The 21,392-nt window shown below is 65.9% G+C and carries 21 protein-coding genes; all 21 read left to right on the top strand.

Annotation, left to right across the window (positions count from 1 at the left end):
• Positions 1 to 99: 99 nt before the first annotated feature.
• The 21 genes from ACVDHE_RS05305 to lepA all read left to right on the top strand — a co-directional run bounded on the left by ACVDHE_RS05305 (position 100) and on the right by lepA (position 21,342).
• Positions 100 to 285, top strand: a complete 186-nt coding sequence (locus tag ACVDHE_RS05305; RefSeq protein ID WP_458885848.1) for a helix-turn-helix domain-containing protein — start codon at positions 100 to 102, stop codon at positions 283 to 285.
• A 938-nt stretch (positions 286 to 1,223) separates the two neighbouring features.
• Entirely contained in the window at positions 1,224 to 3,830 is a 2,607-nt protein-coding gene (gene mutS, locus ACVDHE_RS05300) for a DNA mismatch repair protein MutS (protein ID WP_458885847.1), read from the top strand.
• Positions 3,831 to 3,875: 45 nt separating this feature from the next.
• Entirely contained in the window at positions 3,876 to 4,097 is a 222-nt protein-coding gene (locus ACVDHE_RS05295; protein ID WP_458885846.1) for a hypothetical protein, read from the top strand.
• 51 nt (positions 4,098 to 4,148) lie between these two features.
• Positions 4,149 to 4,859, top strand: coding sequence for a CPBP family intramembrane glutamic endopeptidase (locus ACVDHE_RS05290; RefSeq protein ID WP_325227076.1), 711 nt, complete (start codon positions 4,149 to 4,151; stop codon positions 4,857 to 4,859).
• 43 nt (positions 4,860 to 4,902) lie between these two features.
• Entirely contained in the window at positions 4,903 to 5,814 is a 912-nt protein-coding gene (locus ACVDHE_RS05285; protein ID WP_458885845.1) for an AEC family transporter, read from the top strand.
• Positions 5,815 to 5,872: 58 nt separating this feature from the next.
• Positions 5,873 to 7,915, top strand: a complete 2,043-nt coding sequence (mutL, locus tag ACVDHE_RS05280) for a DNA mismatch repair endonuclease MutL (protein WP_458885844.1) — start codon at positions 5,873 to 5,875, stop codon at positions 7,913 to 7,915.
• A gap of 462 nt (positions 7,916 to 8,377) precedes the next feature.
• Positions 8,378 to 8,560, top strand: a complete 183-nt coding sequence (locus tag ACVDHE_RS05275) for a DUF6440 family protein (protein WP_213037147.1) — start codon at positions 8,378 to 8,380, stop codon at positions 8,558 to 8,560.
• Positions 8,561 to 8,565: 5 nt separating this feature from the next.
• A complete protein-coding gene (locus ACVDHE_RS05270) occupies positions 8,566 to 9,159 on the top strand; it encodes an NAD(P)H-dependent oxidoreductase (RefSeq protein WP_458885843.1) in 594 nt (197 codons plus the stop codon).
• Positions 9,160 to 9,220: 61 nt separating this feature from the next.
• Positions 9,221 to 9,808, top strand: coding sequence for an NAD(P)H-dependent oxidoreductase (locus ACVDHE_RS05265; RefSeq protein ID WP_213037145.1), 588 nt, complete (start codon positions 9,221 to 9,223; stop codon positions 9,806 to 9,808).
• 36 nt (positions 9,809 to 9,844) lie between these two features.
• Positions 9,845 to 10,789, top strand: coding sequence for a tRNA (adenosine(37)-N6)-dimethylallyltransferase MiaA (gene miaA, locus ACVDHE_RS05260; RefSeq protein ID WP_458885842.1), 945 nt, complete (start codon positions 9,845 to 9,847; stop codon positions 10,787 to 10,789).
• Between the two features lie 64 nt (positions 10,790 to 10,853).
• Positions 10,854 to 11,096, top strand: a complete 243-nt coding sequence (hfq, locus tag ACVDHE_RS05255; protein WP_213037143.1) for an RNA chaperone Hfq — start codon at positions 10,854 to 10,856, stop codon at positions 11,094 to 11,096.
• A gap of 81 nt (positions 11,097 to 11,177) precedes the next feature.
• A complete protein-coding gene (locus ACVDHE_RS05250; protein WP_458885841.1) occupies positions 11,178 to 12,452 on the top strand; it encodes an HlyD family efflux transporter periplasmic adaptor subunit in 1,275 nt (424 codons plus the stop codon).
• Positions 12,453 to 12,493: 41 nt separating this feature from the next.
• Positions 12,494 to 13,189, top strand: a complete 696-nt coding sequence (locus tag ACVDHE_RS05245; protein WP_325227064.1) for a YggS family pyridoxal phosphate-dependent enzyme — start codon at positions 12,494 to 12,496, stop codon at positions 13,187 to 13,189.
• Positions 13,190 to 13,223: 34 nt separating this feature from the next.
• Complete coding sequence (locus tag ACVDHE_RS05240) at positions 13,224 to 13,658, top strand: cell division protein SepF (RefSeq protein WP_213037140.1); 435 nt, start codon at positions 13,224 to 13,226, stop codon at positions 13,656 to 13,658.
• Between the two features lie 24 nt (positions 13,659 to 13,682).
• On the top strand, positions 13,683 to 14,393 hold the full coding sequence (locus ACVDHE_RS05235; protein ID WP_213037139.1) for a DivIVA domain-containing protein: 711 nt from the start codon (positions 13,683 to 13,685) through the stop codon (positions 14,391 to 14,393).
• 59 nt (positions 14,394 to 14,452) lie between these two features.
• The gene (locus tag ACVDHE_RS05230; RefSeq protein WP_458885840.1) at positions 14,453 to 15,331 is read left to right on the top strand and encodes an HAD family hydrolase; all 879 of its coding nucleotides are present in this window, start codon (positions 14,453 to 14,455) and stop codon (positions 15,329 to 15,331) included.
• A 22-nt stretch (positions 15,332 to 15,353) separates the two neighbouring features.
• The gene (locus tag ACVDHE_RS05225) at positions 15,354 to 15,677 is read left to right on the top strand and encodes a hypothetical protein (protein ID WP_458885839.1); all 324 of its coding nucleotides are present in this window, start codon (positions 15,354 to 15,356) and stop codon (positions 15,675 to 15,677) included.
• 176 nt (positions 15,678 to 15,853) lie between these two features.
• On the top strand, positions 15,854 to 16,543 hold the full coding sequence (locus ACVDHE_RS05220) for a helix-turn-helix domain-containing protein (protein WP_458885838.1): 690 nt from the start codon (positions 15,854 to 15,856) through the stop codon (positions 16,541 to 16,543).
• The gene (locus tag ACVDHE_RS05215; RefSeq protein WP_458885836.1) at positions 16,540 to 17,961 is read left to right on the top strand and encodes an MBOAT family O-acyltransferase; all 1,422 of its coding nucleotides are present in this window, start codon (positions 16,540 to 16,542) and stop codon (positions 17,959 to 17,961) included. Before ACVDHE_RS05220 ends, ACVDHE_RS05215 begins: the two co-directional genes overlap by 4 nt.
• 10 nt (positions 17,962 to 17,971) lie before the next feature.
• Positions 17,972 to 19,066, top strand: coding sequence for a hypothetical protein (locus tag ACVDHE_RS05210; RefSeq protein ID WP_458885835.1), 1,095 nt, complete (start codon positions 17,972 to 17,974; stop codon positions 19,064 to 19,066).
• A gap of 470 nt (positions 19,067 to 19,536) precedes the next feature.
• Complete coding sequence (gene lepA / locus ACVDHE_RS05205) at positions 19,537 to 21,342, top strand: translation elongation factor 4 (RefSeq protein WP_458885833.1); 1,806 nt, start codon at positions 19,537 to 19,539, stop codon at positions 21,340 to 21,342.
• Positions 21,343 to 21,392: the final 50 nt, after the last annotated feature.

Raw genomic sequence — 21,392 nt, 5'->3', positions numbered from 1 at the left:
GATTGACACACACGTTTGTGTGTGACTATAATAACACACTCGAATTTGCGTGTCAATAGAAGCGAGGGAAAAATGACCTTTCCTGAACATCTTGCGCAGTTGAGAAAAGAAGCGGGCCTGACCCAGAAGGATGTGGCCGCCGCCGTGGGCATCAGCTGGCGGGGCTATCAGAACTACGAACTGGGGCTGCGGGAGCCGGGGCTGTCCACGCTGGTGGGCTTGGCGGATTTCTACGGCCTCAGCGTGGACGCCCTGATCTGCCACGAGCCGAAACCCCGGGGCTGACGGCGACAGAGCTTTCCCCCACGGGGGGAAGGTGGCATTTGCGCAGCAAATGACGGATGAGGGGGCCGCAGGGAACCGTCCTTCCGTCAGCGTGCCCGCAGGGGCGGATCCTGCATCCGCCTGCTCCGGCTCTGTCAGGTGCTGGTATGGCGGCTTTTTTCCCGGCGGGCTGGGAGGATACCGGGAGTTTTCCGGGGAATCCGCCCCCCATTCTCTTTTGTCTTGACAAAAGAGAATGCGCCGCGGCCGGTGGAAGAGAAAACCGCCGGATGCCAAACCTTGCGCATACTGCGCAAGGTTTGGCAGATACGGGGGTCGTGCGAATCGGCCTGCCCCTGACCGGCGGCCCCGCCGACCCTGCGCCGGAAACGGTCCCGCGCAGAACTGCGCCCCCGCATCCGATGGTGCGGGGGAGGGACGTGGGTGCAAAAGGGAACTGGCGTATTTTGACTCCCGCGCGTTCCGCTTTGCTACGCGCTGCCGGGGCAGTTAAGGGAAGCGATTCCGTCCGCCCCGCGTGGGAAAGTCTCAGTCACTGCCGGGGCGGCGAGCGGATCCTCCATCCGCTCCTGCATCCAGCGGAAAACCCGGCATTGTCCGCCGGGCCAGCGCGTAACGCGCGGAGATAGAAGCAGGTCAAATCCGGCGATCATCCCGGTCATCCGCCGCAGTTGTTATGCGGAGGCCGGGTCTTTCGACCGCCGGGGGGCGGCGCAGGGACGACGGGGCCAACGATCCCCGCCGCACCGATCCGCACGACCCCCGTACATACGAACAGGCGCCGCGCCTGTTCGTCCCAAGCGCTTTTTCTTTTGACCGTCCACGGCCGTTTTCTTTTTGGCGCGCCAAAAAGAAAATGGGGGTGGAACTCCCCCGCGCCGCACCACGGCGCAGATCCATTCCGCCCCCGCCGGGGGCAAGACGAGGTGAACCTCCCCATGGCAGAACTGACCCCCATGATGAAGCAATATCTGGAGATCAAGCGGGACAACCCGGACTCCATTCTCTTTTTCCGCCTGGGCGACTTCTACGAGATGTTCGCCGACGACGCAAAGCTTGCCTCCAGGGAGCTGGACCTGACGCTGACCTCCCGGGACCACGGCAAGCACCAGAAGCCCGCGGAGGAGCAGATCCCCATGTGCGGCATCCCCTACCACGCCAGCGAGGCCTACATTGCCCGGCTCATCGCCAAGGGCTACAAGGTGGCCATCTGCGAGCAGATGGAGGACCCGGCCACGGCCAAGGGTCTGGTGAAGCGGGACATCATCCGGGTAGTGACCCCCGGCACTGTCATGGACGCCGCCTGCCTGGAGGACAAGGCCTCCAACTTCCTCTGCGGCATCTATATCGACGAGCGCTGCGCCGGCGCCGCCTTCTGCGACATCACCACCGGCAAGGCCCACCTGACCGGCTTCACCGGCAAGGAGCGGGTGGAGCACGTGGTCAACGAGCTGGGGCGGTTCTCCCCGGCGGAGGCCGTGGTCAACGACGGCGCCGCCGCCGAGAAGAGCCTCACCGACGCCCTGCGGGAGAAGTTCCGCTGCCGGGTGGAGAAGAGCGGCGAGGGCCGCTTCCGCCTGGCGGAGGCGGAGAAGAACATCCGCCGCCAGTTCGGGGAGGAGGCCCTGGCCGCCCTGCCCAAGTCCAACCCGGCGGCGGCCATGGCCCTGGGCGGCCTTTTGAACTACCTGTACGAGACCCAGAAAACGGACCTCAGCCACATCAACGACCTGGACTACTACGAGCAGGGCGCCTTCATGGAGCTGGACCTGACGGCCCGGCGGAACCTGGAGCTGACGGAGACCCTGCGCAGCAAGGAGAAGAAGGGGACCCTCTTATGGGTCCTGGACAAGACCCGGACCCCCATGGGCGGGCGGATGCTGCGAAGCTGGCTGGAGCGGCCGCTGCTGACCGTCACCGCCATCTGCAAGCGCAGCGCCGCCGTGGCGGCATTGGTGGAGGACACCGTGGCCCGGGAGGAGCTGACCGCCGCCCTGACGGGCCTGGGGGACATGGAGCGCCTCATGGGCCGCATTGTCTACGGCACCGCCGGCGGGCGGGACATGGCCTCCCTGCGCTCCGCCATGGAACGCCTGCCCGCCATCCGCGCCCAGCTGGAGCGGTTCCAGGACCGGCGGCTCGCGGAGCTGCTGGAGGCCCTGGACCCCCTGGAGGACCTGGCGGCGCAGATCGCTGATGCCATCTGCGACCAGCCGCCCTTCTCCGTCCGGGAGGGAGGCTTCATCCGGGACGGCTACAACGCCGAGGTGGACCGCCTGCGGCAGATCCTCACCGGCGGAAAGGGCATCATCGCCCAGATGGAGGCCCAGGAGAAGGAAAAGACCGGCATCCGCACCTTGAAGATCGGCTTCAACAAGGTGTTCGGCTACTATATCGAGGTGTCCAAGTCCTTTGCCGACCAGGTGCCGGACACCTACATCCGCAAGCAGACGCTGGTGAACGGCGAGCGGTACATCACCCAGGAGCTCAAGGACCTGGAGCATGAGATCCTGACCGCCTCGGACCGGGTGACGGCGCTGGAATACGAGCTGTTCACGGCCCTGCGCCAGGCCGTCACCGCCCAGAGCGAGCGGGTCCAGCGGACCGCCGCCGCCGTGGCGGAGGTGGACGCGCTGGTGTCGTTGGCCGCCGTGGCGGTGCGGAACCACTACTGCCGCCCCACCGTGGACGAGTCCGGGGTCCTGGAGATCCACCAGGGCCGCCACCCGGTGGTGGAGCAGATGCTCCGGGACAGCCTCTTCGTCCCCAACGACACCTTCATGGGCGCCAGGGAGGACCGGGTAGCCATCATCACGGGACCCAACATGGCGGGCAAGTCCACCTATATGCGGCAGGTGGCCCTGATCGTCCTCATGGCCCAGATCGGGTCCTTCGTCCCGGCGGCCAGCGCCCGGATCGGCGTGGTGGACCGGATCTTCACCCGCATCGGCGCCAGCGACGACCTGTCCGCCGGACAGTCCACCTTCATGGTGGAGATGACGGAGGTGGCGGACATCCTGCGCCACGCCACGAAACACTCCCTGCTGATCCTGGACGAGATCGGCCGGGGCACCTCCACCTTCGACGGCATGTCCATCGCCCGGGCGGTGCTGGAGTACTGTGCCGACCGCAAGTTCCTGGGGGCCAAGACCCTCTTCGCCACCCACTACCACGAGCTGACCGAGCTGGAGAACACCCTGCCCGGGGCGGTGAACTACAACATCGCCGTCAAGGCCCGGGGGGACGAGATCGTGTTTTTGCGCAAGATCCTGCCCGGCGGCGCCGACCGCAGCTACGGCATCGAGGTGGCGTCCCTGGCAGGCCTGCCGGACAAGGTGATCCAGCGGGCCAAGGCGGTGCTGCGTGAGCTGGAGGAGGAGAACGGCGTGCAGTATGTGGCGGCCCGGAAGGAGGACGACCAGGTGTCCCTGACCGCCATTGGCGAAGGAGAGGTCCTGGACGCCCTGCGCCGCTGCCAGCCGGACACGCTGACGCCCATTGAGGCCATGAGCCTCATCTACGAGTGGAAGCAGAAGCTCAAGTAAGCAAGCTGGCAGCGGCGAAGCGCGCCGGAGGGCGCGTCAAGTGTCTTGCGCAGCAAGACATTTGCGAGCCGCATCGAGCATACAGAGCGCAACCGCCGCAGGGCGGCGGCTCTTGGCGCGGAGCAGAAATGGACGGGCTCTGCCCGGCCATTTGAGTCCCATGCGGGGCCCCCGCCGGGCCCGCCCGGTGGGGTGCGCCAGCCGGATACGCTGACGCCCATCGAGGCCATGAGCCTCATCTACGAGTGGAAGCAGAAGCTCCGCTGACCGCCCGGCGGGAGCCGGAGAGACCTGATATGATTGTTTGGAGGCGCATCCATGGCAAAACGAGGCCACAGCGCGTATATGTCCCCGGGGGAGCAGATCGCCGGCACCGTGTTTTTTGTGATCTATCTGCTGGTGCTGCCCTTTGCGGCGGGGCCCATGTTCCGCCTGGCGGCGGAGCTGCTGGGAACCAAGATTGACCCCGGGTTCCAGAACGCCCTATACTATTACATCCTCTTTGCCGTGACCCTCATCATCTTTCACGGCTTCCTGGGCCGGACCTCCCGGCAGCTGGCGGACAATCTGAGCGTTGCCTGCAAGACCCTGGCGGCGGGCCTTGTGGCCCTGTACGGCCTCAACGAGCTGGTGTACCGGCTGACGAGGCTGGTATCCGCCGCTCCCACCAACCTCAACGACGTCTCCATCTCCGCCCAGATCGACGACGCGCCCCATATGACGCTGCTGATCGTGGTGTTTCTGGCGCCCTTTGTGGAGGAGACGCTGTTCCGGGGCCTGGTGTTCGGAAACCTGCGCGGCAAGAGCCGGACGGTGGCGTACCTGGTGTCCTGCCTGCTGTTCGCCCTGCTGCACGTGTGGCAGTTCGCGGTGGTGAACCGGGACCTGACGTACTTTTTGCTGATGGTCCAGTATCTGGTGCCGGGACTGGTCCTGGCCTGGGCTTACGATCACAGCGGCACCCTCTGGACCTCCATCGCCCTCCACGCCGCGGCCAACGCCCTGAGCGCCTGGGTGCTGCTGGGGTGAACGTGTGTGTAAAAATTTTTAGGATAGAGAGAAGAGCGAAACGATGAATTTTTTTGACGTGCTGGGCGAGATGCTGGTGATCCTCTTTGCCATTGTGGCGGGCTTTGCCGCCCGGCGGCTGGGCTGGCTTGGCGGCGAGACGGACCAGAAGCTCAGCAAGATCCTGCTGAACATCACCATGCCGGCCATGATTCTGGCCGCCGTGATTACCGGAGATCAGCTGCCGGAGATCGGCGTGATCCTCTCCGTGCTGGAGGTGGCGGTGATCTTTTACGCCCTGTCCTTCGCCCTGGCGCTGACGGTGCCCCGCCTCTTGCCGGGCACGCCCGCCCAGAAGGGCGTGTGGCGCTATGCGCTGTCGTTCCCCAATGTGGGCTTTATCGGGTACCCTGTGGCGATGGCCCTGTTCGGCCAGGAGGCCCTCTTCTATGCCGTGGTCCTGGCGCTGCCGTTCAATGTGCTCTCTTACAGCCTGGGTCCCCTGATGCTGGCGGGCATGGCCCGGTTCCGCTGGAAGCAGCTGCTCAGCCCCTGCATCGTGGCCTCCGTGGGCGCTCTGGTGCTGGCTCTGACCCGGCTGCGTCCCCCCGCTCTGGCGGGCGAGATGCTGGACTTCGTGGGCTCCATCACCGTGCCGCTGTCCCTGCTGGTGGTGGGCTCCTTCCTGGCGGACATCCCGGCAGGGCAGGTGTTCCGCTCCGCCAAGCTGTGGCTGCTGTCCATCCTGCGGCTGCTGGTGCTGCCGGTGGTGCTGTGGGCCATCCTGCGGACCATGAGCACCGACGCTCTGGTAATGGGTATCGCCGTGACCCAGATCGCCATGCCGGTGGCCGTGAACGGGACTCTTCTGAGCATGGAGTACGGCGGCGACACCGCCTCCATGGCCCAGATCACCTTCCTGACCACCCTGGGCTCCATTCTGACCATTCCGATGATCGCGGCGCTGCTGCTTTGAGAAAGCGGGGGAGGCGCCCCCGCGGCGCGCCGGCCGCTCCGCCCGAAAGGAGAGACCTATGCCTCACATTCAACAACTGGACAGCCACGTGGCTGACCTGATCGCCGCCGGCGAGGTGGTGGAGCGGCCGGCCAGCGTGGTGAAGGAGCTGGTGGAGAACGCCATTGATGCCGGCAGCTCCGCCGTGGTGGTGGAGATCCGCCGGGGCGGCATGGCCCTGATCCGGGTGACGGACAACGGCTGCGGCATCGCGCCGGAGGAGCTGCCCACGGCCTTTTTGCGCCACGCCACCTCCAAGCTGCGCACGGAGGAGGACCTGGGGAAGATCGGCACCCTGGGCTTCCGGGGCGAGGCCCTGGCCGCCATCTCCGCCGTGAGCCGGGTGGACATCGTCACCTGCCGCCCCGGGGCGGCGGAGGGTGCGTCGCTGCACCTGGAGGGCGGCGAGCCCGCCGCCGTGGAGGCCGCCGGCGCGCCCCAGGGCACCACCATCGTGGTCCGGGACCTCTTTTACAACACCCCGGCCCGGCTGAAGTTCATGCGCAAGGACAGCGCCGAGACGGCGGCGGTGGGGGGCCTCATGCAGCATCTGGCCCTGTCCCACCCGGACATCTCCTTCAAATTCATCAAGGACGGCCAGGAGGCCCTTCACACCCCCGGCGACGGGAAGCTGGACTCCGCCGTCTACGCGGCCCTGGGCCGGGACTTCGCCCACGGCCTGGTCCCCGTGGAGGGCCGGGGCGGGGAGACGGCTGTATCGGGTTTCGTCACCGGGCCCCTCCAGGGCCGGGGCTCCCGGTCCATGCAGGTGTTCTTCGTCAACGGCCGGTTCATCAAGTCCCAGCTGCTGACGGCGGCCCTGGAGGAGGGCTACCGCAACCAGATCATGAAGGGCAAATTCCCCGGCTGCGTATTGTCCGTGACGCTGCCGGTGACGGCGGTGGACGTCAACGTCCACCCGGCCAAGACCCAGGTGAAGTTCGCCCGGGAGCGGGAGGTGTTCGACGCCGTGTACCACACGGTGCTGGACGCCCTGGACAGCCGGGGCGCCGCAAACGCCCCCGCCGCCCGGCGGGAGACGGTGCCCGCGGCGAAACCGGATTTCTTCCAGACCATGGACGCCAGGACCTTCCGGGAGCAGGCGGCCAGGCAGGCGGAGCGCCCCGCGGCCCCGGCCCGGCCCGCCTGGAACACAGAGCAGCGGACGAGCGCCCCGGTGGCGGACAGCGGAACGGGCGGCGTTTACCGGAGTGCCCCCCAGGAGCGGAAAGTCCCCGCCGTGTTTCAGCGCACCCCCATCCGCCCCCTGGGCGGAGCCTTGGGCCAGGCGCCGTCTTCGGTGACGGCGGAGCGGCGGGAGGCGGCGCCGGTTCAGCGGCGGGAGCCGGTCTCCGCTCCGGCGGAGACGAAAGAGCGGACCCCGGAGACCCGGACGGCGGCGCCGGAGCCCTCCGTGCGGCCCTTCGTGCCCGCCATCCCCGAGATGGCGCCCCAGGCGCCGGAGCAGGTTCCGGGCCAGACCGCCCTGGACGCCGGAGAGGCCCCCTGGCGCATCGCCGGGGAGGTGCTCAACACCTACATCATCTGCGAGGACGGGAGCGGAAACGTGTGGCTCATCGACAAGCACGCCGCCCACGAGCGCATCAACTTTGACCGCCTGATGGCGGCCCAGGAGCCCCCCATGCGGCAGACCCTGCTCTCTCCCGTGGCGGCGGAGCTGGGGAGGGAGGACGGCGCACTGCTGCTGGAGAACCTGCCTCTTCTGGAACAGCTGGGCTTTTCCTGCGAGGATTTCGGCGGCGGCGCCGTGCTGGTGCGGGAGGTGCCCGCGGACATAGACCCCTGCGACGTCTCCGCCACTCTGGAGGAGCTGGCGGAGTGCCTGCGCACCGGCCGCTCTCCCGACGAGCGCCGGGAGAACCTGCTCCACACCATGGCCTGCAAGGCGGCCATCAAGGGCGGCTGGAAGAGCGACCCGGCGGAGCTGCGGGTGCTGGTGGAGAAGGTGCAGAGCGGCGCCGTCCGCTTCTGCCCCCACGGCCGCCCCGTTGCAGTGAAGCTGACGAAGTACGAGCTGGAGAAGATGTTCAAGAGAGCGTGAGCATTTTAGGGAGCAGCGGCCGTGAGGGCATAGGATTGAAATAACCGCGCCTGCGGCGCGATACGGCCGCCCCGTTGCAGTGAGGTTGACGAAATACGAATTGGAGAAGATGTTCAAGAGAGCGTGAGCATTTTAGGGAGCAGCGGCCGCGGGGGCATAGGATTGAAATAACCGCGCCTGCGGCGCGATACGGCCGCCCCGTGGCGGTGAAGCTGACGAAGTACGAGCTGGAGAAGATGTTCAAGAGAGCGTGAGCATTTTAGGGAGCAGCGGCCGCGGGGGCATAGGATTGAAATAACCGCGCCTGCGGCGCGATACGGTCGCCCCGTTGCAGTGAAGCTGACGAAGTACGAACTGGAGAAGATGTTCAAGAGAGCATGAGCGCCGGGCCGCATGGCGGCGGGGCAGCCGGGGAAACCTGTTTCGGAAAACGGTTCGCTTTTGTGAGAGGAGAGATGCGGTATGGCAAAGGACCGCTTTGTGAAGATCTACAACCAGGGCACGTTGAACATCACGGAGATCTGGGTGGACCGGGAGACCGGCGTCAACTACGTGTTCCACGCCAGCGGCTACGCCGGGGGCCTGACGCCCCTGCTGGACCGGCAGGGAAACCCCGTGGTGACGGCGGTATATGACGAGGAGTGATTGAGATGAGACTGCTGATCGTGGATGGCTGCATCAGCCAGCGGGGCGGGGATTCCCGCACGAAACAGCTGCTGTCGGCCTATGCGGAGGCCTTCCGCCGGACCCATCCGGAGGTGCAGACCGAGACCGTGACGCCCCAGGCGCTGCTGGCCCTGCGGCCCTTCGATCCCGCCATGCTGGACGAGCGGGACGCCCTGGCCGCCGTGGGCGCCTGGGACGCGCCGGTGTTCGCCCTGGCCCGGCAGTTCCGCGCGGCGGACGCCGTGGTGGTGGCAGCCCCCTTCTGGGATCTGAGCTTTCCGGCGGCGCTGCGGACCTACATCGAGTACATCAGCGCCAACGGCCTGACATATCATTACGAGGCGGACGGCTGCCACGGCGACTGCCGGGCGCAGCGGCTGGTCTACCTCACCTCCGGCGGCGACGTGGAGCGGGAGGACAGCCTGGGCGTGCTGTACTGGCGGCAGCTGACCGCCATGTTCGGCATCCCGCAATTCGACTATGTGTTCGCCGGGGGAGTGGATCTGGACCCGGCAAAGGCGCCGGAGCTGGTGGCCGCCGCCGCGGAGACGGCCCGCCGTCTGGCAGAGGAAGTGTGAGGCGTCCCCGGGTAAGCCGGGATCAGGATAGGAGACCGACATGAAAAAGGAGGAGAACGCAATGTTGTTATTCGTGGATTGCTGCATCAGCTACCGGGGAGACCGTTCCCGCAGCCACGCCCTGTGCCAGGCGTTTCTGGAGGAGTACAAGCGTACCCATCCGGCTGAGGACATCGAGACGGTGAACCTCCAGCGGATGGCCCTGAAGCCCTTTGACCAGTTCACCACCGATGACCGCAACAGCCTGCGCAACGTCAAGGCCTTCGATTCCCCCATTTTCAAGCTGGCCCGGCAGTTCAAGCGGGCGGACCGCATCGTCATCGGCGCGCCCCTGCGGGATCTGACCTTCCCGGCCATGCTGCGGGTGTACATCGAGTACATCTGCGTCCGGGAGCTGACCTACCACTATGAAAACCAGGTCTGCGTGGGCGACTGCATGGCCGAAAAGCTGGCCTATCTCAGCGTCAGCGGCGGCCCGGAGACCGAGGAGAACCTGGGTGTGGACTACTGGCGCCAGCTGACCCAGCGCTTCGGCATCAAGGAGTTCTACCATGTGGACGCCTACGGCCTGGACTTTGAGCCGGAGCGCACCGAGGAGATTATGGGCGTGGCCTGCGACAAGGCCCGCGCACTGGCCCGGGATTTCTGAGTTCATTCATTTCCGTCAAGGGGAAGGAGGGAGACCATGGCGGCGAAGATCGTCTGCGTGGTGGGACCCACGGCCTGCGGGAAAACCACCCTGGGCATCTTACTGGCAAAGAAGTTCAGCGGCGAGGTGGTCTCCGCCGACTCCATGCAGATCTACCGGGGGATGACTGTCGGCACCGCCGCCCCCACGGCGGCGGAGATGGACGGCGTGCCCCACCATATGATCGCCGTGGCGGACCCGGCGGAGCAGTGGTCCGCCGCCCGGTATGCCCGGGAGGCCATTGCAGTGGTGGATGACATCCTCTCCCGGGGGAAGCTGCCCATTCTGGTGGGCGGCACGGGACTGTGGCTGGACGCGGTGGTCCGGGGACGGGATTTCGCCCCCGGCGCCGCCGGCGGCCAGGTGCGGCGGCAGCTCCAGACGCGTCTGGAGCGGGAGGGCATCGCCCCGCTGCTGGAGGAGCTGCGGCAGGTGGATCCGGAGGCCGCGGCGAGGCTGCACCCGGCGGATGAAAAGCGCATCCTCCGGGCGCTGGAGGTCTACGCCGAGACCGGGGAGACCATCTCCGCCCACAACGCCCGGACCGCGGCCCTGCCGCCCCGGTACGACGCCGTGTGGATCGGATTGCAGTTTGCCGACCGGGCGGACATGCGGGCCCTCATCGACCGCCGGGTGGACGCCATGGCGGCGGCGGGCCTTCTGGAGGAGGTCCGGGCCCTGGTGCGCAGCGGCGTCCCCCGGGAGTCCACGGCGCTCCAGGCCATCGGCTATAAGGAGCTGCTGGACGTGGGGGAGGACGGACAGGGCCTGGAGGCGGCGCTGGAAGAGGTGAAGCTCCGCTCCCGGCAGTACGCCAAGCGGCAGCTGACATGGCTGCGGCGCAACCCGGACATCCACTGGATCACATGGGGAAAGGAGCGGGATTTTGCCCGCGCCCTGCAGCTTTCGACAGAAATCCTGGCCGCCGCTGGCGTATGCTAGCCGTGGGCGGACGGGAGAAAATGGAAATCGTCCGACTCAACAAAGAAAAAGGAGCGGACGAAATATGCAGACAAAAGCCAACTTACAGGACCTGTTTCTCCTGCGGGCGAGACGGGACAAGCTGCCGCTGACGTTGTTTTTGATGAACGGGTTTCAGATGCGGGGCGTTATCACGGGCTTCGACGCCTTTGTGGTGGTGCTGGACAGCGACGGCCGGCAGCAGATCATCTACAAGCACGCCATCTCCACCATCGTGCCGGTGCGGCCGGTGGACCTGACAGGGGAGGAGGCCGCCGCGGAAGCGTGAGCGGCCCGCCGCGGCCGGCAGAGCTGGCGAAGGCCGCCGGGAAGGATGAACCGGCTGCCGGAAAGGAAGAAAGAGAGGACCATGAAGGATCGGGCACTGGGAACCAAATTTCTGCTGGCGCTGGTCACCCTGGGCGTGCTGGCTTATTTCGGCATACAGGCCTTCCGCTATTTCACGGACCCGCTGGCCACCACCGCGGCCTACGCCTATTCCGTGGACCGCAGCGTGTCTTTGTCAGGATACGTGGTGCGGCAGGAGCTGGTGCTGGAGGACAGCGGCGGGCTGCTGCGGCTGCAGCGGACCGAGGGAGAGCGGGTCAGCGCCGGAGGTACGGTGGCGCTGGTGTACAGCGATCAGGCCAGCCTGGACCGGCAGACGGAGCTGGCCAGTTTGGAGGCTCGTCTGGAGCAGCTGCAGTTCGCCCAGCAGGCGGCCCAGGGAGCGGAGGTGTCCTTGAAGCTGGATACCCAGATCCTTCAGGGGATCCTGGACCTGCGGGGCGCCCTGGCGGCAGACCGGCTGGACAAGGCGGAGACCTACGGCCAGGACCTGCGGTCTCTGGTGCTCAAGCGGGACTATACATACAGCGAGACTGAGGACCTCTCCGGCCAGATCACGGAGCTCTCCGGCCAGATCAGCGCCCTGCGGGCACAGGCTGCCTCCTCCACCCGGCGGATCACCGCCCCGGAGGCGGGGCTGTACTCCGCCGTGGTGGACGGCTATGAGCGGGTCCTGACGCCGGACATGCTGGAGACGCTGACGCCCTCGTCTCTGACCGCTCTGCAGGCGGACGAGAGCGTGCGCTCAGAGGTGGGCAAGCTGATCCTGGGGGACGCATGGTACTATGCCGCCGTCGTCTCCGAGGCGGACGCCCAGACCCTCTCAGAGGGAAAGTCCCTGCACCTGCGGTTTTCCAAGAGCGTGGAGCAGGATCTGCCGGTGAGCGTATACCACGTCAGCGCCGCGGAGAGCGGCCGGGTGGTGATCGTGCTGCGTGGCACCAGCTATCTGCCGGAGCTGACGCTGCTGCGCCAGCAGAGCGCGGAGGTGATCCTGGGCAGCGTCAGCGGCATCCGGGTGCCCCGGGAGGCCCTGCGGGCGGAAAAGACCACCCTGGATGAAAACGGACAGGCCGTCACCACGGAGCAGGCCGGCGTGTACTGCCTGGTGGGCATGGAGGCCCGGTTCAAGCCGGTGGAGGTGGTATACAGCGGAGACGGCTTTGCCCTGGTTCGCTCCGCCTACGACACCGCCGCCGGGGACCTGACCGGCTCTCAGGAGGTGGCCCGCCTGCGCGCGGGAGATCAGGTCATCATCGCAGGACGGGACCTGTACGACGGAAAGGTGCTGGGCTGAGGACCGGCACGAAAGATCAAACAAGAAAGAAGTTGGAAAGCATGTCCATTGCGGAAAATATCGCCCGTGTCCGGGAGGAGATCGCCCGGGCCGCCCGGGAGGCGGGCCGGGACCCCGGCGAGATCGTGCTGGTGGGCGCCAGCAAGATGAACGATGCCGGCGCCTGCCGGGCGGCCATCGCCGCCGGCATCGACGCCCTGGGGGAGAACCGGGTCCAGGAGATGGTCCAGAAGCTCTCGGAAAACGCCTATGAGGGCGCGCCGCTGCACTTCATCGGCCACCTTCAGCGCAACAAGGTCAATAAGGTGGTGGGCCATGTGGATCTCATCCAGTCCGTGGGCTCGCTGCCGCTGCTGGAGGAGATCGAAAAGACCGCCGCTGCCCGGGGCCTGGTGCAGGACATTCTGCTGGAGGTGAACATCGGCCGGGAGGAGGCCAAGAGCGGCTTTTTGAAGGAGGACCTGCCCGCCGCGGCACAGGCCGCCCTGTCCATGGAGCACGTGCGGGTGCTGGGACTGATGACCATTCCCCCGGCGGACGCCCAACGAGAGGAGAATATCCGGTATTTTCAGGAAGTTCAGGCACTTTATGTTGACATAAACATAAAAATGTTCCATAATGGGCTAAAGTATCTCTCCATGGGCATGAGCGGCGACTACGCGGACGCCATCCGCGCCGGCGCCACCATGGTCCGGGTGGGCACCGCCATCTTCGGTGCCCGGGATTACAGCAAGTGAAATACGGAGCGCTGCTCCGACGGGAGGCTATGTCATGAGCATCATCGACGAACTGAAAAAGTGGACCCACCCCTACGAGGATGAGGACGAGGAATACGACGACTTTGAAGAGCCCGTCCGCCCCAGCGGCTTTGAGGACCGCCGCAGCAAGGTGGACGACCGGCGCAACAAGGTGGTCAACATCCACGCCACCACCCAGCTGAAGGTGGTGCTGGTGAAGCCGGAGCGCTTTGAAAACGCCTCCGAGATCGCCGATCACCTCAAGGACAAGCGGACCGTGGTGCTGAACCTGGAGTCCACCAACAAGGATATCGCCCGCCGCCTGATCGATTTCCTCTCCGGCGTGGCCTATGCCGGCGAGGGCAAGATCAAGAAGGTGGCCGCCAACACGTACATCATCACGCCCTACCACGTGGACATCGAGGGCGACCTGATCGACGAGCTGGAGAACAACGGACTGTACTTTTAAGCGGACGAGGGGGTAACGGGCGCTATGCTGACACCGCAGGAAGTTTCCACCCACGCCTTCACCAAGGCGGTCATGGGCGGCTACAATATGGCCATGGTGGACGAGTTTCTGGACGAGCTCACCGATGACTATACCAACCTTTATAAAGAGAACGCGGCATTGAAGGCCAAGCTGAAGGTGCTGGTGGAGAAGGTGGAGGATTACCGCGCCACCGAGGACTCCATGCGGGCCACGCTGCTCACCGCCCAGAAGATGGCGGACTCCATCGTCCACGAGGCGGAGCAGAAGCGGGACCAGATGCTCTCCCAGGCGGAGGCGGACGCCCAGGCCAAGATCGGCCGCCTGCGCCAGGAGACCGAGGAGGCCCAGGCGCGCCTGCGCCAGGGACAGCAGGAGCTGGCCCGGTTCATCGCCTCTGTCCGGGAGGTGTGCAGCCAGGAGCTGCGGTATCTGGAGCAGCTGCCTCAGCTGCCGGTGGATGCCCCCGCTGCCGCTCCGGCGCCGGAGGAGAGTGCCGTCAGCGAGATCGAGGAGAAGGTGCTGGCCGCCTTTGCCGCGGAGAAGGAGACGCCGGCGGAGCCTGCTCCGGAGGAGTCCGCCGCCCCGGCCGACCCCTATCCGGAGGGTGATCCCTTTGCCACCGCCGCGCCGGACCCGGCGCCGGTGGACGAGCCCACCCGCCGCATCAATCTGGACGATCTGAAATTCGGCCGGAACTACACGGGCATCGATTGACGAAAAGGCGGCTCTCAGAGCCGCCTTTTTTATTCCATGGGAACAAGGGAGGAGCGGCTATGGCCCAGCAGCCCATCGTGGCCTTTTTATACGATTTCGACAAGACCCTCTGCACCACCGACATGCAGAACTATGCCTTCATCCCCTCCCTGGGCATGACCCCGGCGGAGTTCTGGAAGGAGGCCAACGAGTTCGGCCGCCGCAACCGGATGGACGGCATCCTGGCCTATATGTACACCATGCTGCGGGAGGCGGAGCGGCGCAAGCTTCCTCTGACCCGGGCGGACCTGGTGGAAAAGGGCCGGGGCATCGTGCTCTTTCCCGGGGTGGAGGACTGGTTCGGCCGGATCAACGCCTTCGGCGCGGAGCAGGGGGTCCGGGTGGAGCACTATGTGATCTCCTCGGGATTGCGGGAAATCATCGAGGGCAGCTCCATCTCCGGCGCCTTCAAGGAGATCTACGCCAGTGAATTCTACTACGATGAACAGGGTGACCCGGTATGGCCCAAGCTGGCGGTGAACTTCACCGCCAAGACCCAGTTTGTCTACCGGATCAACAAGGGCGTGCTGGACGTGTCCGACGACAAGACTCTCAACGACTCCATGCCCGACGACAGCAAGCGGGTGCCCTTCCACAATATGATCTATGTGGGCGACGGCCTTTCCGACGTGCCCTGCATGAAGATGATGCGGGCCTACGGCGGCCAGGCCATCGCCGTGTACCAGGAGAGCAACCGCCCCGGCGTGGAGGACCTGCTGGCCAAGGGCCGGGTGGACTTCATCTTCCCGGCGGACTACTCCGAGGGCACCGTGCTGGACACCACCGTCAAGGACATCATTCGCAAGATGGCGGTGACGGACCGGCTGTGGGAGGAAAACGCCCAGCAGCTGCGCAGCATCGGCGGGGACGTGCTGCCCAACCAGGTGGGACTGTTCTGAGAGCCGGAGGGGAGGCGGGACCGTGGGCCGGAAGCGGGACTATATCGATCTCCAGCGGCAGTGGCAGGAAAAGCAGTATACGCCCTGGGAGTACGGCGGCACACCGCCGCCGGGCATGCTCTATGGAAATGAGCGGCGGCTGGCCATCTACTACGGGACGGGAGGCGCCGTGTGCCTGGTGTTCGCGGCCGCCGGATTCACCGGGACCGGCGAGTGGCCCATGCTCTTTTTCGCGGTGCCAGGTCTGGTGTTCTTCTGGGTCTGCGCCCGGTATGTCCGGAAGTTCCGATCCAGAAAGCGGAGCCGCTGCCTCTCCCATGGGCGCCGCCACCGCAAACGCAGATGAGCCGCAGGGCCGCTTTTCGCGGCCCTGTGGTTTTTCGCCGGCAGGACCGGGGATCCGGCAAGATTTTGCTTTACTTCCCGTATCGTTTTTGCTAAACTATACCCTGCGTATTTGAGGCGCCCCGCCGGGCACCCTGTGTGAAAACGGAAAAGAACCCCTTAAAGGAGAGAGATACCATGGCTTCCACCACTGAATTTTCCCGCACGCTGTCGCTGCTGCGGCAGGAGCGGGGCGTGTCCCAGCGGACTGCCGCCGCGGATCTGGGCATCTCCCAGGCGCTGCTGAGCCACTATGAAAACGGCATCCGGGAACCGGGCCTTTCTTTCGTGGTCCGGGCCTGCGACTACTACCACGTCTCCGCCGACTTTATCCTGGGCCGCACGCTGTCCCGGGAGGGCAACATGCTGACCGAGCAGGAGGTGCTGGAGGCCGCCGAGCCCGGCAGCGTGCTCCAGGGCAGCGTCCTGGCCACCCTCCAGAGCAAGCTCCTCTCCGGCGCCACCGACGTGCTGTTCGGCCTGCTGGGCAAGCTGGGGGACAAGGCTGCCATCAACGCCGCCGCGGCGTATCTGGGCGCCGGCGTCTACCAGCTCTACCGGCACCTGTACCGCTCCGCCGGGGCCAACGAGGCGTACTTCTCCCTGGACCCCGCCGCCTGCACCCTGGGTGCCGCCGACGCCGACCGCAAGCTCTCTGAGCTGCGCTACACCCGTTCCCTCCGGGCCCTGAACGCCCGGAAGGCGGAGTTTCCGGACCTGGGCGCCCAGGCCCTCGCCGCCGCCTACCCCGGCCGGTGCCAGAGCCTGACCCAGGTCCTCAGTACCACCGACGCCCGCCTCAGCGTCCTGACGGAGAAAGAGGCATGAGCTTTCAGTCTCTGTCCTTTTTCGCCTTCCTGGCGGTGACGCTGGGGGTCTGCCTGACGCTGCGGAAAAAGAGCGCCCCCTCCGCCCTCATGGCCCTGGAATTGGCCTGCCTGGTGTTCTACCTGATCGGCGGCGGCTGGAAGGGCCTGATCGTCCTGGCCGCCGGCGTGGCGGTGACCCGGGCGGCGGCGCTGCGGCTGGGGCCGGAGGCCCCGAACCGCCGCCGGACGCTGGTTCTCGCCTGCGTATGGCACGTGGGGGTGCTGCTGGTGTTCAAGTACACCGGCTTCCTCACCGGCGGGGCCCTGTCCGTGGGCTGGGCGCCCCTGGGACTGAGCTTTTTCACCTTCCAGCAGCTGTGGCTTTTGAAGGAGCTCTACACCGGCCAGACGGCCCTGGAACCCGACGTTCCCCTGGCCCTCTATGCCTTTTTCTTCCCCACCGTCACCTCCGGCCCCATTCTGCGGCCCGGGGCCTTCTTCCCCCAGCTCAAAAGCGCGCGCTTCCTGCGGCCCGACTGGTCCGACGCCGCCGCGGGGGTCTACGCCATCTGCTGCGGCACGATCAAGAAGGTGCTGCTGGCGGACGGCTTCGGCGCCGTGGTGGACAACGGCTGGGCCCGGCTGGGGGACCTTAGCGCCCCGTCGGCCTGGCTGGTGATCCTGGGCTATACCCTCCAGCTGTATTTCGACTTTTCCGGCTACTGCGACATCGCCTCCGGCGCCGCCCGGCTTCTGGGGCTGCGGCTGCCGCTGAACTTCAACTCCCCCTACCGGAGCCTGTCCGTGGGGGAGTTCTGGAAGCGCTGGCACATCACGCTGACCACCTTCCTCCGGGAGTGCGTCTACTTCCCCCTGGGCGGCAGCCGAAAAGGCGCCGGGCGCACCTATTGGAACATCCTGGTGATCTTCCTCATCAGCGGCTTCTGGCACGGGGCCGGCTGGACCTTCCTGGTCTGGGGCGCGCTCCACGGCCTGGGACAGGTGGCGGAGCGGGCCTGGGGAAGCGGCCGGGACCGGCTGCCCCGGGCTCTGCGGTGGGCGCTGACGTTTTTGTTCGTCAACCTGGCCTGGGTGTTCTTCCGGGCGCCGGACCTGACCGCCGCCGGGGAGCTGCTGCGCGCCGCCGTCACCGGCGGACTGGCGGCGCCCCAGGACTGGCTGCTGGAGGGGCTGTTCTCCAAGGAGACCGGCGCCCTGCGGCTGCTGGTGCCGGCTCTGACGCCCTGGGAGGACGCGCTGCGGCTGCTGGTGCTGTACGGCGCGGGCCTCGCCGCGGCCCTGTGGCCCCGGAACGTCCAGGAGCGGATGGACACCTTCCGCCCCACGGTCCGGCTGGGCCTGGGGCTGGGGCTCCTGACGCTGTGGTGCGTGCTGTCCTTCAGCGGCGTCACCACCTTCATCTATTCCAACTTCTGAGGAGGGGCCTATGAAACGAGCATACCGCCGCTGGGTCTGCGGCCTTCTGGCCGGGGTCCTGGCGATGCTGGCCCTGTGCGCCGCCGTGGTGTATGTGGTGGACCCCTGCCTCTATTACCGCATCCCGGACCGCTGGCAGCCGGTGTTTTTCAGCGAGCGCTACCAGATGGCGGGCCTGGCCCGGAACGTGGAGGCGGACACGGTGCTGATGGGCACCTCCATGGCGGCCAACTACCGCGCCAGCCAGATCCAGGAGGTGTTCGGCACGCCCTCTGTGCGCCTCACCATCCCCGACGGCTATTACAGCGAGTTTGACCGGGTGATGGACGTCCTCTTCCGGGCCCAGACGCCGCAGCGGGTGATCTTCGGCCTGGACGTGAACACCCTGATCCGGGACGAGAGCGGCGTCACGGACGCCATGCCGGACTATCTCTACAACCGCAGCGCCCTGGACGACATTCAGTATCTGGTAAACAAGGACACGCTCTATTACAGCGTCTACACCCTCATGGCCAACCGCTGGGGCCAGGGGGAGACTGTGGACGAGGGCTTCACCTGGGATGACCGGGAGTGGTGGAACCACCTGACCGCCCTGGACAACTACACCCGTCCGGACCCCACCGGCGAGGTCCTGCCCGCCGACGCCTACCTGGACCACGTGGACGCCAATCTGGCGGTGGTGACAGGCTGGGTGGAGGCCCATCCGGACACGGAGTTCGACTTCTTCCTGCCGCCGTACAGCATCCTCTACTGGGACAAAATGGTACGGCTGGGGGAGGTGGACGCGGTCCTCTCCGCCGTGGAGCGGGCCTGCCGGGTCCTGACGGCCTATGACAACGTGAAGCTTTACGGATTCCTGCTGGACCGGGAGATCGTGGAGAACCTGGACAACTACTGCGACTACATCCACCACTCGGGCGGCGTGTGCGTGGAGATCCTGCACAGGATCAAGGCGGACCAGGGACGCCTGACGGCGGAAAATATCGCCCCCACCCTGGCCGGCTGGCGGGAGTTTGTGGTACACTATGACTATGAGAAATTCTGGGACGAGGATTTCTGGATCGCCTGGAACGAGGCCCACGGCATCGACATGTCGGATGCCTGACCGGGTTCCCGCCGGAATACACGGCGCGCCGCCCCGCCTGTGGCGGGGGAGCATGGATGTGTCTACTCTGCCCATATCGACCACGGCAAGTCCGATTCCCACAAAATCCAGAGGATTTTGCGGGGGCCCTTTTGATGGAAAATCCTCGGGCGAAATGAATTCGCCCTGCGGCAAGGTTTTGGCTGCGCCAAAACACTTGGACGCGCGTCCGCGCGGAGCAGCGTGGACTTGCCCAAGGAGGTTTTACGAAATGATCAAGCAAAGCAACATCCGAAATTTCTCCATTATTGCCCATATCGACCACGGCAAGTCCGATTCCCACAAAATCCAGAGGATTTTGCGGGGGCCCTTTTGATGGAAAATCCTCGGGCGAAATGAATTCGCCCTGCGGCAAGGTTTTGGCTGCGCCAAAACACTTGGACGCGCGTCCGCGCGGAGCAGCGTGGACTTGCCCAAGGAGGTTTTACGAAATGATCAAGCAAAGCAACATCCGAAATTTCTCCATTATTGCCCATATCGACCACGGCAAGTCCACGCTGGCGGACCGGCTGCTGGAGAAGTGCCAGGCCGTCAGCCAGCGGGAGATGGAGAGCCAGCTGCTGGACAACATGGACCTGGAGCGGGAGCGGGGCATCACCATCAAGGCCCGGGCCGTCCGGCTCAACTACACCGCCCAGGACAGGGAGGTCTACCAGCTGAACCTGATCGACACCCCGGGCCACGTGGACTTCAACTACGAGGTCTCCCGGTCCCTGGCCGCCTGCGAGGGCGCGGTGCTGGTGGTGGACTCCACCCAGGGCGTGGAGGCCCAGACCCTGGCCAACACGTACCTCGCCATGGAGCACGACCTGGAGATCCTGCCGGTGTTCAACAAGATCGACCTGCCCGCCGCGGATCCCGCCAAGGCCAAGCAGGAGGTGGAGGACATCATCGGCCTGCCGGCCATGGACGCGCCGGAGATCTCTGCCAAAATGGGCATCAACATCGACGCCGTGCTGGAGGATATCGTGAAAAATGTCCCGGCCCCCACCGGCGACGTGAACGCCCCCCTGAAGGCCCTGATCTTCGACAGCCAGTACGACAGCTACCGGGGCGTCATCGTCTACATGCGCATCATGGAGGGCAGCGTCCGCACCGGCCAGACCGTAAAGATGATGGCCTCCGGCGCCACCTATCAGGTCATCGAGTGCGGACACCTGCTGCCCCTGGGCATGGAGCCCTGTGACGCCCTGGAGGCCGGCGAGGTGGGCTACTTCACCGCCTCCATCAAGAACGTGCAGGACACCCGGGTGGGCGACACCGTCACCGACGCCGCCAGCCCCGCGGCGGAGCCCCTGCCCGGCTACCGGCCCGTGCAGCCCATGGTCTACTGCGGCATCTACACCGAGGACGGGTCCAAGTACCCGGACCTGCGGGACGCCCTGGAGAAGCTCCAGCTCAACGACGCGTCCTTGAGCTTCGAGCCGGAGTCCTCCGTGGCGTTGGGCTTTGGCTTCCGGTGCGGCTTTTTGGGGATGCTCCACATGGAGGTCATCCAGGAGCGGCTGGAGAGGGAGTTCGACCTGGATCTGGTGACCACCCTTCCCTCCGTCATCTACCACGTCTACAAGACCGACGGCACCATGGTGGCCGTGGACAACCCCCACAACTACCCGGACCCCGCCGCCATCGAGCGGGCGGAGGAGCCTTACGTCAAGGTCAACATCATCGCCCCCAACGAGTTCGTGGGCAACATCATGCCCATGTGCCAGGACCGGCGGGGCGAGTTCAAGGACATGCAGTACCTGGACACCCACCTGGTGGAGCTCCACTACCAGATGCCCTTGAACGAGATCATCTACGACTTCTTCGACACTCTCAAGGCCAACACCAAGGGCTACGCCTCCCTGGACTACGAGCTCTCCGGCTACCGGCCCAGCGAGCTGGTGAAGGTGGATATGAAGCTCAACGGCGAGGGCGTGGACGCCCTGAGCTTCATCGCCCACAAGGACAAGGCCTATCCCCGGGCCCGGCGGCTGTGCGAAAAGCTCAAGGAGAACATCCCCAGACAGCTCTTTGAGATCCCCGTCCAGGCGGCCGTCGGCGGCCGGGTCATCGCCCGGGAGACCGTCAAGGCCATGCGCAAGGACGTGCTGGCCAAGTGCTACGGCGGCGACATCACCCGAAAGAAGAAGCTGCTGGAAAAGCAGAAGGAGGGCAAGAAAAAGATGCGCTCTCTGGGATCGGTACAGATCCCGACGGAGGCGTTTTTGGCGGTGCTCAAGCTGGACGAGTAAGGACGTGGCTCCGGCGGCGCCGGGTCCCCGCTGAAGAACAAAAACTCCCC

Source organism: Dysosmobacter sp. Phy (genome assembly GCF_054476235.1).
This window is presented reverse-complemented; position numbering and strand designations above follow the sequence as displayed.

Coding starts and splice junctions, on each gene's coding strand:
- ACVDHE_RS05240 (WP_213037140.1), top strand. CDS start 13,224: ATGAGCATCATCGACGAACTGAAAAAGTGGACCCACCCCTACGAGGAT.
- ACVDHE_RS05275 (WP_213037147.1), top strand. CDS start 8,378: ATGGCAAAGGACCGCTTTGTGAAGATCTACAACCAGGGCACGTTGAAC.
- ACVDHE_RS05245 (WP_325227064.1), top strand. CDS start 12,494: ATGTCCATTGCGGAAAATATCGCCCGTGTCCGGGAGGAGATCGCCCGG.
- hfq (WP_213037143.1), top strand. CDS start 10,854: ATGCAGACAAAAGCCAACTTACAGGACCTGTTTCTCCTGCGGGCGAGA.
- ACVDHE_RS05285 (WP_458885845.1), top strand. CDS start 4,903: ATGAATTTTTTTGACGTGCTGGGCGAGATGCTGGTGATCCTCTTTGCC.
- miaA (WP_458885842.1), top strand. CDS start 9,845: ATGGCGGCGAAGATCGTCTGCGTGGTGGGACCCACGGCCTGCGGGAAA.
- ACVDHE_RS05215 (WP_458885836.1), top strand. CDS start 16,540: ATGAGCTTTCAGTCTCTGTCCTTTTTCGCCTTCCTGGCGGTGACGCTG.
- lepA (WP_458885833.1), top strand. CDS start 19,537: ATGATCAAGCAAAGCAACATCCGAAATTTCTCCATTATTGCCCATATC.
- ACVDHE_RS05265 (WP_213037145.1), top strand. CDS start 9,221: ATGTTGTTATTCGTGGATTGCTGCATCAGCTACCGGGGAGACCGTTCC.
- ACVDHE_RS05210 (WP_458885835.1), top strand. CDS start 17,972: ATGAAACGAGCATACCGCCGCTGGGTCTGCGGCCTTCTGGCCGGGGTC.
- mutL (WP_458885844.1), top strand. CDS start 5,873: ATGCCTCACATTCAACAACTGGACAGCCACGTGGCTGACCTGATCGCC.
- ACVDHE_RS05270 (WP_458885843.1), top strand. CDS start 8,566: ATGAGACTGCTGATCGTGGATGGCTGCATCAGCCAGCGGGGCGGGGAT.
- mutS (WP_458885847.1), top strand. CDS start 1,224: ATGGCAGAACTGACCCCCATGATGAAGCAATATCTGGAGATCAAGCGG.
- ACVDHE_RS05290 (WP_325227076.1), top strand. CDS start 4,149: ATGGCAAAACGAGGCCACAGCGCGTATATGTCCCCGGGGGAGCAGATC.
- ACVDHE_RS05250 (WP_458885841.1), top strand. CDS start 11,178: ATGAAGGATCGGGCACTGGGAACCAAATTTCTGCTGGCGCTGGTCACC.
- ACVDHE_RS05230 (WP_458885840.1), top strand. CDS start 14,453: ATGGCCCAGCAGCCCATCGTGGCCTTTTTATACGATTTCGACAAGACC.
- ACVDHE_RS05220 (WP_458885838.1), top strand. CDS start 15,854: ATGGCTTCCACCACTGAATTTTCCCGCACGCTGTCGCTGCTGCGGCAG.
- ACVDHE_RS05235 (WP_213037139.1), top strand. CDS start 13,683: ATGCTGACACCGCAGGAAGTTTCCACCCACGCCTTCACCAAGGCGGTC.